Below are 13,013 nucleotides of genomic sequence, written 5' to 3' on the forward strand. Positions count from 1 at the left end.
TAAGTGAATTAGGACGAAACCGCGCCCCGCCTTCGCCGGGGACGAAACCTGGACCAGCCACCGGTTTTGCCCGGTGCTCAGAACCCCATCCGGCCCACCACCAGGCCCAGCACCAGCAGCCCGTAGCCGGTGCAAATGGCCACCTCCAGCATGTTGCCGGAGGGCGAGCCCGTGCTGATGAGCGGTAGCTTGAACGAACGGTCCCAAAGGGGTAAAAACCACCGTACGCCCGCTTTCGTGAGGGAATCGGCGATGAGATGGGAAACGTAGCCGGTGCCGGCAAACAGCGCCACACCGCGCCAGCCGAGGTGCTGGTCGGCCAGGTGGCCGATGTAGGTCCAGAGGGCCGTGGCCCAGATGGTATGCGTCCAGGAACGGTGCGAAGTGAAGGGCGCCAGCGCCACAAACGTTCCCAGCAAACTCAGCCACAATTGTTCGGTATAAAGGCCCGCCACCACCGTGCCCAGCCCGGTGAAAAGCAGCGCCAGCCGCCGCGCCGAGCCGCCCTGCATGCCCACGCCAATGAGCCCAAAAGCCAGCGCTACCGTGTAGTAGAGGCGCTGCTCAGAACCGATGCCCAGCTGGAAATACGCGTAGGACGCAATGGCCAGCGCGCCGGCGGCAAAGGCCCAGCGCACGTAGTTCTGGGTGAAGCCGAGGCGCTTGCTGAGGCGGCTTTCGGGGTGGTCGAGGTCGGGGGCGAGGCTGGAGAAGCCGGCCAGCGCAATGCCGGCCAGCGAGAACGGAATGCCCGGGGCCAGCCCGGCCACGGCCACGCCGGTGATGAGGCCAATGGCCAGGTGGGAAGAGCCGCGCATGGTTTTAGTTGTCAGTTGCTCGTTGTCGGTTGTCAGTTCGTTCAGTTGGGCCGTAACGGGCCTGACAACCGACAACGAGCAACTGACAACTAAACAAGGCCACGAAACTACAGCAAGGCGCATCATCCGGGCCTCAGCGGAAGTGAATGTTGCCCCTAGGCTTCCGAAAACGCAGCTGGATTCGGTTTCTCACCTCCTTTTTGCCGTGCCGGGTGACTTGCTTGCTCACTTCGACTACCCGCACCCCCACCAAGCGGTTCAGGTCGTTGCTGATGCGCTTGCCGGCTTCGTTCCAGCCCCGGCTATACGAGGCCAGCAAGCCTTTGCGGGTCACGGACTCGCACTGGCCGCTGGTATAGTACCGGCGCTCAAGTTGGCGGCCTCCCAACCGCCAACGAGTCACTTCCACCACCTGCCCTTTGGGCGAATACGTCCGGCTTACGAAGGGCGTTTCCACTACCCAGCGCCCGCCTGGCAAGGTTGTTTCGCGGTGCCGCATGGGCCGGATGGCCGTACCGGTGGTATCGGCGCCCAGGCGCCAGCGGCCTGGGCTACGCCGTTTCTGCAGGCTCACGGGCGGCCCGTAGTGGCGCGCCGGCGGGTAAAAATCCGGCCCGCTGGCCGCCGCGCTGCCCCTGCGCCGGACGCGGCATTCGGCCGGCCGGGGCAGAGGCACCGGAGCCGGCACGGGGAAGGCCGATTGCGCCGGCCGGTTTGCTACGCCCACCACGTCGCCGTTGATGAGCGGGTGCTTTGGCCGGAAAGAGACGGGTTTAAATAACTCGGCGTAGGCCATGTCGGCGGTTGAGCCGTAGCTGAAGTGCCAGTACCGCTGCAACAGGTAGGGCCGCCGGCCCACGGGTTGCCACTCGTACCGCGGCCGGCTGTGCACCACACTGTCGGCGGGCAGAAGCGTATCCTGGCTTTGCTCGTGGCGCAGCCAGGCGGCCGGGTAGTACAGGGTGCTGAGGCGCCACTGGCCGCGGGCCGTGTACACCAGCCGGGCGCGTGGCTCGCCGTCGGCATCGTGTTCCGTGAAGGCGCCCACCAGCCGGCCCGCGGCCAACTGACCGGTCCAGTAGCGCGTCGGGTCGCGGCGAGGATAGGGGTTGTCATCAGATAGTCCCTGGCCTTGGTTCATAAACCAGTCGATGACGAGGCTCTGGGTGGTGTAGCTGCCACCCCAGTGCCGGAATGCGCCGTGCAGCCCCGGCGCCCGGCTGCTATCGAAGCGGGCCAGCAGGCGCGGGCTACCGTTTTTGGTGGTTGTCACTAGCGAATCGACCAGCTGCCCGCGCCGGAAGTTGCCGCGCTGAGCCACCCGGCCGTCGGGGTGGAAGACGACGAACGGGCCGTCGGGCTGGCCGGCGCGCATGGGCAGGCGGCGCGCCACGACGGGCGCTTGGCCGGCCCGGGCGGGGTAGTAGCGCGTCCAGGTGCTGTCGGCCTGGCCAGCGGTGAAGTGGCCCAGCTCCTCCAAGCTGCCATCGCGCCAGAAGCGCCGAAACGGGCCCTGGGCCACGGTATCGGGGCGCGGGCCGCGCAGTTGCGCCTCATACACGGCCCGCCGCTGGGTATGGGCCGAATCGTAGTAGGTGACGAGGCGCAGCGGCCGGGTGGTTTGGGCCGGGGCCACGGCGGCCGCTCCGAGCACAAGCGCCAGCACCGCCGAAAAAGTGTAGGAAAAGCGCATGTACTTTGTGGAGCGGCGGGGTGGCAGGATAGAATGCGAAGCTACAGCCCCGGCTGCGGCTCCGGAAACCTTCGCCCCCACTCCGGTGTATTTACCCCGCAGCCCGACCGGAAATCCTTCCGGCCGGGCTATTCCATTTGCCCCTCTAGCCTGATTCTTTGTGCAAGTAGCTGACTTTCTTCGCCTCTATCGTCTTTCGCCCGAGCTGCAGGTGCTGGCCTCACGCCTGCGCGAAGCCGCCAAGCCCAACCCCGGCGGCCTGCGCCTGCACCTGCGCGGCCTGGTGGGCAGCCAGGATGCCGTGGTGGCCGCAGCGGTGGCGCACGCCCAGCACCCGCACGTATTCATCATGCACGACAAGGACGAGGCGGCGTATTTCCTGGCCGACCTGCAGCACCTGCTACCCGAGGGGCCGGAGGTACTGCTGTTCCCCAGCTCCTACAAGCGGCCGTATCAGTTCGATGAAACAGAGAATGCCAACGTGCTGATGCGCGCCGAGGCCTTGAACCGCATCAACACGACGCGGGCTGCTTCGACCAGCAATAGCGTGTTCATCGTGACCTACCCGGAGGCGCTGACGGAGAAGGTAATTAACCGCCAGAGTTTGGTGAAAAACACCTTCAACGCCAAGGTGGGCGACAAGCTGGACGTGAATTTCCTAGGCGAGTTGCTGGGCGAATACGACTTTGAGAAGACGGATTTCGTGTACGAGGCGGGGCAGTACGCCGTGCGCGGCGGCATTGTCGATGTATTCAGCTACGCGAATGAGTTGCCGTTCCGGCTGGAGCTGTTCGGCGATGAAATCGAGAGCATCCGGACGTTTAATCCGGAAACGCAGCTGTCGGTTGACCCGCGGCCGAGCATCAGCATTATCCCGAACGTGCAGACCAAGATGCTGACCGAAACGCGGGAGGCTTTCTTCGAATTTCTGCCCCGCACGGCCTGTATTTGGGTGAAAGACGTGCGCCAGACGCTGGACGTGGTGACCGAGTTATTTGAGAAAGCCGAGGCGAATTTCCAGCAGATGTTGAGCGAGGCCGGCGGGATGCAAATCGTGAGCAAGCCGGGCGACTTATTTGAATCGGGCAAGAGCTTCAAGAAGCTGCTCGATGAGTTCGCGGTGGTGGAATTTGGCAAGCGCTTCCACTTCAAGAATGCCGACACGTTCCAGTTCAGCGCCAAGCCGCAGCCGAGTTTCAACAAGGAATTCGAGCGGATGGTAAAGAATATCAAGGAAAACCAGCAGCGCAATTTCACCACCATCATCACCGCCGATACCGTGCGTCAGGCCGACCGGCTGCGGACGATTTTCGACGAGCTGGACAACAACGTGCAGTTCCAGCACTTGCTGATGGCGCTGCGCGAAGGCTATGTGGATGAGCAGCTGGAACTGGCCGTGTACACCGACCACCAGCTATTCGAGCGCTATTACCGAGCCCAGGAGGCGCGGAAGTTCTCGAAGAAGAAAGCGCTGACCCTGCGCGAATTGAAAACGCTGCAGCCGGGCGACTACGTGACGCACCAGGACTACGGCATTGCGCGATTTGCGGGGCTGACGCAGGTGGAAATCAACGGGCAGATTCAGGAAGCTATTCGGCTGGTGTACCGGGACGATGACTTGCTGACGGTCAGCATTCACTCGCTGCACAAGATTGCCAAGTACAGCGGCGCGGAGGGCTCGCCGCCCACCATGAGCAAGCTGGGCTCGCCGGAGTGGGAGAACAAGAAAAAGTCGGTAAAGAAGAAGGTGAAGGACATCGCGGCCGACCTTATCCGGCTGTATGCCAAGCGCAAGACGGCGCCCGGCTTCGCCTTTTCCATCGATGGCTTTTTGCAGGCCGAGCTGGAATCGAGCTTCATTTACGAGGACACGCCTGACCAGGCCAAGGCCACCGAGGACGTGAAAAACGATATGCAACAGCCCCACCCCATGGACCGGCTGGTGTGCGGCGACGTGGGTTTTGGCAAGACGGAGGTGGCCATTCGGGCCGCCTTCAAGGCTGTGGCCGATGGCAAGCAGGCGGCCGTGCTGGTGCCCACCACCATTCTGGCGATGCAGCACTACAAGACCTTCCGTGACCGGTTGGCCACGCTGCCGGTGACGGTGGAATACATCAACCGGTTTAAGTCCACGAAGCAGATTAAGGAAACTTTGCAGCGCGTGGCGGAGGGCAAAACCGACATTCTCATTGGCACGCACCGATTGACCAATAAGGACATTAAGTTTAAAGACCTGGGCATCCTGATTATTGACGAGGAGCAGAAATTCGGCGTCAAGACCAAGGATAAGCTCAAGGAGCTGAAGGTGAACGTGGACACGCTCACACTCTCGGCCACGCCCATTCCGCGCACGCTGCACTTTTCGCTGATGGGGGCCCGTGACTTGAGCGTAATTGCCACGCCGCCGCCCAACCGGCAGCCGGTGAATACGGAACTGCACGTGTATGATGAAATCCTGATTCGGGACGCGGTGGCGCGGGAGTTGAAGCGCGGCGGGCAGGTGTTTTTCGTGCACAACCGCGTGAAGGACATCGAGGAGATGGCCGGCACGATTCTGCGGCTGGTGCCGGATGCCAAAATCACCTTCGCCCACGGGCAGATGGACGGCGAGATGCTGGAAAAGCGCATGATGAAGTTCGTGGAGGGCGAGTACGACGTGCTGGTTTCGACCAACATCATCGAATCGGGCCTCGACATTCCCAACGCCAACACCATCATTATCAACCGCGCCCACCTGGCCGGCCTCTCCGACCTGCACCAGATGCGCGGCCGCGTGGGCCGCTCCAACCGCAAGGCCTACTGCTACCTGCTCACGCCGCCGGTAGCCCAGCTGCCGGCCGATGCCCGCAAGCGCCTGAGCACGCTGGAAGAGTTTTCGGACCTCGGCGCGGGCTTCAACGTGGCCATGCGCGACCTGGATATTCGCGGCGCGGGCAATTTGCTGGGTGGCGAGCAGTCGGGCTTTATCAACGACCTGGGCTACGAAACCTACCACCAGATTCTGGACGAAGCGGTGACGGAGCTCAAGGAAACCGAATTCCGCGACCTGTTTCTGGGCGATGCGAACTCGCAGCAGCGCCTGCAGCTGGCGGCCGGCGCGGGCCGTGGGCAGGAGTGCAACGTGGAGACGGACCAGCAGGTGCTCATCCCCGAAAAGTACGTGAGCAACGTGTCGGAGCGCCTGCAGCTCTACGCCAAGCTCGACCGCGCCCAGAAGCCCGAGGAGCTGCGCAAGCTGCTGGCCAGCATGGTCGACCGCTTCGGGCCGATGCCGCCCGAGGTGGAGCAGTTGGCCGACATCGTGCGGCTGCGCTGGCAGGCCTGCAAGGTGGGCTTCACCAAAATCACGCTCAAACGCGACACGCTGAAAGGCTACCTCGCGGCCGACGACGACCACAAGGCCTACTTCCAGGGTGAGCAGTTCGGCACCATCCTCAACTACGTGCAGACGCACCCGCGCACGGCCAAGCTCAAGGAGCACAAGGCGCAGCTGATTGTGACGTTTGAGGAAGTGCGCTCCATTCAGCAGGCCAAGCGCGTGCTGAGCGAGCTGGGCAGCGAAGAGGCGGTGGTGGCGTAACCGCTCCGTCTGACGTGGCGCCTCACGGGACCCCTCTGGGGCGGCCCCTCTCCCGAAGGAGAGGGGTGCCAGTCGTCACCTAAAGACTTGATTTAACACCAACTTTTCACCTCAAGCCAAACTGGTGCCCCCCCTCCTTCGGGAGAGGGGGGCAGGGGATGAGGCGCCACGTCAGGTTGCAACATTCATTACTATGAAACTCCTGCTCCTTTCGCTCCTCGCGCTACTCCCGCAACTGGCCGTCGCCCAGGCCCCGCCGACGAACCCGCGCCTCAAGCACGAGCTCGACAGCATCTACGCCGTGGACCAGAAGTGGCGCGGCCTGCTCTTCGACCCGCGCCAGCGCTTCCGCCCCGACTCAGTGGCCCGGGCGCTGGGCGTGACGCGCGAGAGCCTGCCCACCTACATTCCGCGCCAGATGATGCGGACGGACTCGGCCAACCAGGTGCGAGTGAAGCAGCTACTGAAGCAGTACGGCTACCCCGGCAAGTCGCTGGTAGGCGAGCCAACCAACGAGGCCGCGTGGTACGTCATCCAGCATTCCAACGACATCGACCGCTACCTGCCGCTCATCAAAAAAGCGGCTAGCAAAGGCGAATTGCCCTTTTACCTTTACGCCCAAATGCTGGACCGCCAGCTCATGCGCCGGGGCAAAGAGCAGCTTTACGGCACCCAGGCCATGGGCTACAACGTGCTGAACCCCGCCACCGGCCGCCGCGAGGGGCAACGGCCGTTTGTGTGGCCCATCCGGGACGCGGCCGAAGTGAATGCCCGCCGCCAAAAGGCCGGTTTCAAGAACACCGTGGAGCAGAATGCGGCCCTCATGGGCATTTCCTATCGCGTGGTCACCTTGCAGGAAGTGGCCAAAATGCCTAAAAACTGATTGAACGTCATGCAAAGCGCAGAAGCATCTTCACCACACAATGCAATCCAATTAATAGAATTACTGCTGTGGGCAAGATGCTTCGTTGCACGCTGCATGACGGCCTGAATTTCTCTAAATACCCCGACTACCCCATGACCATCCGCTGGCACTGCATCGCCTTTGAATCGTTTCCGCCCCTCATTCTCTACGACGTGCTGCGCCTGCGCTCCGAGGTGTTCGTGGTGGAGCAAAACTGTGCCTTCCAGGACATTGACCGGCAGGACCTCGACGCCTACCACCTGCTGGGCTACAACGAGGCCGGCGAGCTGGCCGCCTACGCCCGGCTCTTCGACGCGGGCAAGAGCTACGCCGAGGCCAGCATCGGCCGCGTCATCGTGGCGGCGCCCTACCGCAGCTTCGGTTTGGGCCGCGAGTTGATGCGCCAGGCCCTGCTGCATTCGGATGCCTTATTTGGCCCGCAGCCCAACAAGATTGGTGCCCAGCAGCATCTAGAGGCCTTTTACAACGGGTTCGGCTACGAGCAGTGTGGCCCGATGTACGTGGAGGACGGTATTCCGCACATTCCGATGCTGCGGCGGGCGTAGCCAAATAATTGGAATTTGCGTACTTCGCATTCCCTTACGGCTGCTCTTATTTTCGCCTTATGCCCGCCCTTGCATCGGACTTGTCGTCCGTTTTTAGCGCCCTGCCCAGCACCTGCGTGCTGCTTTCGCCCGAATTCATTGTTGAAGCCGCCAGTGAAAGCTACCTGGCCGTCTCCGGCAAGTCGCGCGCCGAGCTCATTGGGCGCTACCTCTTCGACGTTTTTCCCGACAACCCCAACGACCCGGCGGCGCATTCCGTGGCCGACGTGCGGGCCGCCCTGGCCCAGGTAGTGGCCACCGGCCAGCCCAACGAGCTGCCCGTGCAGCTTTACGCCCTAGCCGACCCGGCCAACCCCGGGCAGTTTATCGAGCACTACTGGCAGTCGCGCAACACGCCGGTGCACGACGAGCAGGGCCGCGTGACGCACATCATCCAAACCGTGGTCAACATCACGGCCGAAACCCAGGCCGCCGCCCGGCTGCACGACGCGCAGGTGCGCGAGCAGGCCGTCCGCGAAGCCGCCGAACGGCAGCGCGGCGAGCTGACCCGCATTTTTGAGCAAGCCCCCGTGGCCATCGCCACCTACCGCGGCCCCAACTACATCATCGAGTTTGCCAACCCGCTGGTGTGCGAGCTGTGGGGCCGCAAACAGGCCGACATCATTGGCAAGGGCCTGTTTGAGGCACTTCCGGAGGTGGCCGGCATGGGCTACGAGGAGTTGCTCGATGGGGTGATGGCCACCGGTGAGCCCTACGTGGCTCACGGCATGGAAGCCCAGCACGACCGCAACGGCCACCGCGAAACCGTGTACTGGGACTTTGTTTACGTACCGCTCTACGAAGACAACGGCAGCATTTACGGCGCCATGGTGGTGGCCACCGAAGTAACCGAGCAGGTGCAGGCCCGCAAAAAAATTCAGGAGCTCAACGACCAGCTCGCGGCCGTGAACCAAGCCCTGCAGGAAAGCAACGCCGAGCTGCTCACCAATCAGGAAGAGGTGCTGAAAGTGCAGCAGCTCCTAGAAGGCAACGTGGCCGAGCGCACTCAACAACTGCAAAGCGCCCTGTCCGAAGCCGAGCAGCACCGCACGGCGCTGGCGCAGCAGCAGGATTTGCTCAGCCAGATTTTGGGGCAGGTACCGGCGGGTATCGCCACGCTGGCCGGGCCCGAGCACCGGTTTTCGTTTATAAACGAGCATTACCAAATGCTGTCGGGCCGCCGGGCGCAGGTGGGGCTGACCGCCGCCGAGGTGTTCCCCGAAGCCGTGGAGCAAGGCTTTATCGGCTTACTCGACCAGGTATACGCCACGGGTACCCCCTTCCAGGGCCGCGACATGCCCGTGCAGCTCGCCGACCCCGCCTCCGGCCAGCTGATAAGCCGCCACATCGATTTCACGTACCAGCCGCTGCTCAACGACCAAAACCAGACGCTGGGCATCCTGGCTTTCATCGTGGATGTGACCGATAAGGTGCTAGCCCGGCAGCAGGCCGAAGCGCTGCAGGCGCAGCTGCGCGGCGGGAGTGCTGGCTAGGCCATATGAGCACGAAATCAGAACGGTCATGCTGAGCGCAGTCGAAGCATCTCTACCGCAGCAGTAAATCAATTACTTGTTGCGGTAGAGATGCTTCGACTGCGCTCAGCATGACCGTTTTTGTTGGACCGTCAAACAACTATACCGCGCAGCCGTCCGGCCCGCAGGCGTCGCCGTCGGCCAGCGAAACCAGGGCCGGTTTGGCGGGCTTGAACTCTTCGTAAACCTTCTCCAATACCTCAGCAAACAGCTCGCTGGGCTGGGCGCCCGACACGGCGTATTTGTCCTCAAACACGAAGAAGGGCACCCCGCGCACGTTGATTTGCTGGGCGTGGTACTCGTCGAGGCGCACGGCTTCGGCGTAGGTACCGGCCGTGAGGGCGGCGCGGCTTTCGGTGGCATCGAGGCCGACTTCGGTGCCGAGTTTTACCAGCGTGTCGAGGTCGCCCACGTTCTGGCCTTCGAGGTAGTAGGCGGCCATCAGGCGCTCCTTGGTGGCATCCTGCCGGCCGTGGTGGGCGCCGAGGTGGATGAGCTGATGGGCCAGAAAGGTATTGGCCGGAATGACGTTGTCGAAGTCATAATTCAGGCCCACTTCCTTGGCCACGCCGGTCATGTAGTCGTTCATTTTCCGCCCCTCGGCTGGTGAAACGCCCTTTTTCTTGGCGAGGTAGTCGTGAATGGTTTCGCCGGGCACGGGCTCAAAATCGGGGTTCAGCTCGAAGCTGTGCCACACCACTTCCACTTCGTCGCGGTGCGGGAAGGCTTTGAGGGCATTTTCAAACTTGCGCTTGCCGACGTAGCAGAACGGGCAAACGACATCGGACCAGATTTCAACTTTCATATCGTTGGGAGTTTTAAGGGCAATGGAAGGAGCTAGAAGAAACTGACGGGGCGAAAAGTTTTGGGGGCGGCAGCGAACAAGAAGAACGTCATGCTGAGCCCAGCCGAAGCATCTTGCTTGTGGTAGTAATCCAATCGTTGAGTTTACTGCTGCACGCGAGATGCTTCGGCTGGGCTCAGCATGACGTTCTTCTTGTTCTATTCACAACCTTCGCCCCGAAAGCCCGGTTAAGAACCCCGGCCCCAACGTGGCCACCTCCCATTCAACCAGACCAAAACTCCTCATGGAATTTCAAGAATTAGGCAACTCCGGCGTCACCGTTTCGCGCATCACCTTTGGCAGCTGGGCAGCCGGCGGCTGGATGTGGGGCGGCACCGAGCAGAACGACGCCGTGGGCGCCATCCGCGCCAGCTACGACCTGGGCGTGACCAGCATCGACACCGCGCCGGTGTACGGCATGGGCTTCAGCGAGGAAATCGTGGGCGAAGCCATCAAAAGCCTGCCGCGCGACAAAGTGCAGATTCTGACCAAATTCGGCATGCGCTGGGACTTGGCCAAGGGCGATTTCGCCATGAAAACCAAGGACAACGACGGCCACGACCTCGACGTGTACAAGTACGCCGGCCGCGACAGCATCATCCGGGAATGCGAAAACAGCCTGCGCCGACTCGGCACCGACTACATCGACCTCTACCAGCAGCACTGGCCCGACGTGACCACGCCGATTGACGAAACCATGGAGGCCCTGAGCCGCCTCATCGAGCAGGGCAAGGTGCGGGCCGCCGGCGTGAGCAACTACTCGGTGGCCCAGATGCAGGAAGCCGAAAAAACCATCAAGCTGGCTTCGAATCAAGTGCCCTACAGCATGGTGCGGCGCGACATTGAGGCCGATGTAGTGCCGTACTGCATCGAAAACCACAAGGCCATTCTGGTGTACAGCCCGTTGCAGCTGGGCCTATTGACCGGCAAGATGAAACCCGGCCAACAGTTCAACGAAGGCGACCTGCGCAACGGCAACCGTTTTTTCACGCCCGAAAACGTGAAGCGCGTGAACAGCATGCTGAACAAAATCCGCCCGCTGGCCGAAACCAAAAACGCCACCCTCAGCCAGCTCGTGCTGCGCTGGACGCTGGCGCAGCCCGGCATCTCGGTAGCGCTGGTGGGCGCCCGCAACCCCGAGCAGGCCGTGCAAAACGCCCGCGCCATGGATTTTCAGCTCACGTTTGAGGAGGTCGATTTCATCAACAAGCAGCTGCGCGAGCTGACGCCGGCGGCGGGTTGAGATGGGCCTCAAACCATTATAGAATTCGGGAGCAGGCGGCTTGGTATAGTTCGGGCGTCAACTTATTGCCCTTGATTTTCATGGGTAATAAGATAATTAGCGGGGCCGTTCTTTTTATGGACTGCAGGTAGTTACGAACCGAGTAAGTACCGGTGGCTGCATGAACGACCACCGACTCCGGGGCCACCGATTCAGGAAATTTCGCCAGCTGGAGCAGCTTTTTTGCCGCTTCATCGACGGTGGAATCAGAGAAAAAGAGCGGGTCATAGCCCACGAGCAGCATGGCGGGGTCGGCCGGGTTGGGCCGGTGGGTAACCACGGTCACGCAGGTGCGTTGTGGATGCTGATTATTCTTTTCCCGGTTCACACACTCCGCGAATTTCATGGCCAGCAAAACATCCTGGCTGGGCTCGTAGAATATTTTTTTGGTGTCGGCGGCTTCCGCACAGGTCCATGGCACGTCGAGTGAAAGCGCTTGCAGCACGTTTTTGGGCGACGATATCAGGTTTTCGGAGCTGTCCAGATTCTCCCGACTGGGTTCGCCACAGCCCATGGCCATGAGCAGACAGCTTGTAAAAAACCATGCCTTCCGGTGCCTCATGGCCTAAATATAAGCCGATTATCAGTGCTACAGGGTTGTTGCTCGCCTGATGAGGCCGCCAGCAAAACGCCGCCGTTACCCCTCGGCTCTACCTTTGCCGCATGCCCCTCTCCTATCGCCGCCTTGTCGTCAAAATTGGCTCCAACGTACTCACCCAGGACAACGGCCTGCCCGACCTGGCCCGCATGGAGCACCTCGTGGCCCAGATTGTGGCCCTGAAAGCCCAGGGCCGGGAAGTCATCGTGGTATCGTCGGGCGCGGTGGCGGCGGGCCGCAGCCTCATCAGCGTGCCGGCCCAGGCCGATGCCGTGCGCAGCCGTCAGCTGCTGGCCGCCGTGGGCCAGGTGAAGCTGCTGAGCACCTACGCCGAGCTGCTGGCCCGGCACGGCCTGCTCTGCGCCCAGGTGCTGGTGACGAAGGAAGATTTCCGCGACCGGCAGCACTACCTGAACATGCGCAACTGCTTCCAGGAATTGTTGCAGCAGCAGGTCATTCCCATTGTGAATGAGAACGATGTCATTTCCGTCACGGAACTGATGTTTACCGACAACGACGAGCTGGCCAGCCTCATTGCCGCGCAACTGGATGCCGACGCGCTGATAATTCTGAGCAACGTGGACGGCATTTTCACCGGCGACCCGCGCCTGCCGGAGTCGGAATTGATTCGGGAAATTGCGCCGGCCGATACCGGTTTTGAGCAGTTCATCACCGCGCAGCGCTCGCAGTTTGGGCGCGGCGGCATGCTCACCAAATGCCACATGGCCCACAAGGTGGCCAAGCTGGGCATCAGCGTGCACATCGCCAACGGCAAAACGGCCGACATCCTGCCCGGTGTGCTGGCCGAAACGGCGGCGAACACCTGGTTTCGGCCCAGCAAAACGGCGTCGGGCAAAAAGAAGTGGCTGGCCCACGCCCAAGGCGCCGTCAAGGCCACCGTGCAGGTGAACGCCGGCGCCCGGGCGGCCCTCACGGCGCCGGGCCAGGCCACGAGCCTGCTGCCGGTGGGCGTGCTGCGCATCGAGGGGCAGTTTCAGAAAGGCGACATTGTGCAGCTCCTCGACGAAGCGGGCCAGCCCCTGGGCCTGGGCATTGCCGAATACGGCGCCGACAAGGCGCACGAGCGGCTAGGCCAGCAGCACCAGCGCCCGCTGGTGCACTACGACTACCTTTTCCTCAACCCTGACCTCGCCTAA

General features: G+C 62.2%; 10 protein-coding genes. 6 read left to right on the top strand and 4 right to left on the bottom strand.

The genetic code is table 11. The annotated features are described in order from the left end of the window. Positions 1-77 precede the first annotated feature (77 nt). Both Q5H92_RS18820 and Q5H92_RS18825 read right to left on the bottom strand, forming a co-directional pair. The gene (locus Q5H92_RS18820) at positions 78-818 is read right to left on the bottom strand and encodes a metal-dependent hydrolase (protein WP_305013099.1); all 741 of its coding nucleotides are present in this window, start codon (positions 816-818) and stop codon (positions 78-80) included. Between the two features lie 133 nt (positions 819-951). Further along, positions 952-2,511 carry a toxin-antitoxin system YwqK family antitoxin gene (locus Q5H92_RS18825; protein WP_305013100.1) on the bottom strand — a complete coding sequence of 520 codons (1,560 nt, stop codon included), beginning with the start codon at positions 2,509-2,511 and terminating at the stop codon, positions 952-954. 160 nt (positions 2,512-2,671) lie between these two features. Between Q5H92_RS18825 and mfd the strand changes: the two genes are divergently transcribed. The 4 genes from mfd to Q5H92_RS18845 all read left to right on the top strand — a co-directional run bounded on the left by mfd (position 2,672) and on the right by Q5H92_RS18845 (position 9,093). Then, the gene (gene mfd / locus Q5H92_RS18830; protein WP_305013101.1) at positions 2,672-6,091 is read left to right on the top strand and encodes a transcription-repair coupling factor; all 3,420 of its coding nucleotides are present in this window, start codon (positions 2,672-2,674) and stop codon (positions 6,089-6,091) included. A gap of 193 nt (positions 6,092-6,284) precedes the next feature. Beyond that, positions 6,285-6,974 carry a DUF6624 domain-containing protein gene (locus tag Q5H92_RS18835; protein WP_305013102.1) on the top strand — a complete coding sequence of 230 codons (690 nt, stop codon included), beginning with the start codon at positions 6,285-6,287 and terminating at the stop codon, positions 6,972-6,974. Positions 6,975-7,051: 77 nt separating this feature from the next. Next, positions 7,052-7,561, top strand: a complete 510-nt coding sequence (locus Q5H92_RS18840; RefSeq protein ID WP_305013103.1) for a GNAT family N-acetyltransferase — start codon at positions 7,052-7,054, stop codon at positions 7,559-7,561. A gap of 59 nt (positions 7,562-7,620) precedes the next feature. Further along, positions 7,621-9,093 (top strand): PAS domain-containing protein, encoded by a 1,473-nt coding sequence (locus Q5H92_RS18845; RefSeq protein WP_305013104.1) that lies wholly within the window; start codon positions 7,621-7,623, stop codon positions 9,091-9,093. Between the two features lie 139 nt (positions 9,094-9,232). Here the strand turns inward: Q5H92_RS18845 and Q5H92_RS18850 are convergent, their stop codons facing one another. Beyond that, entirely contained in the window at positions 9,233-9,937 is a 705-nt protein-coding gene (locus Q5H92_RS18850) for a DsbA family oxidoreductase (RefSeq protein WP_305013105.1), read from the bottom strand. Positions 9,938-10,220: 283 nt separating this feature from the next. Between Q5H92_RS18850 and Q5H92_RS18855 the strand changes: the two genes are divergently transcribed. Next, complete coding sequence (locus tag Q5H92_RS18855; RefSeq protein WP_305013106.1) at positions 10,221-11,219, top strand: aldo/keto reductase; 999 nt, start codon at positions 10,221-10,223, stop codon at positions 11,217-11,219. Positions 11,220-11,235: 16 nt separating this feature from the next. Here Q5H92_RS18855 and Q5H92_RS18860 read toward each other — a convergent pair whose 3' ends face one another. Next, entirely contained in the window at positions 11,236-11,820 is a 585-nt protein-coding gene (locus tag Q5H92_RS18860; protein WP_305013107.1) for a hypothetical protein, read from the bottom strand. Between the two features lie 101 nt (positions 11,821-11,921). Here Q5H92_RS18860 and proB point away from each other — a divergent pair, with 101 nt between their 5' ends. Next, positions 11,922-13,013, top strand: a complete 1,092-nt coding sequence (gene proB / locus Q5H92_RS18865; RefSeq protein WP_305013108.1) for a glutamate 5-kinase — start codon at positions 11,922-11,924, stop codon at positions 13,011-13,013.

It is taken from the genome of Hymenobacter mellowenesis, from assembly GCF_030581005.1.
Lineage (GTDB): Bacteria > Bacteroidota > Bacteroidia > Cytophagales > Hymenobacteraceae > Hymenobacter > Hymenobacter mellowenesis.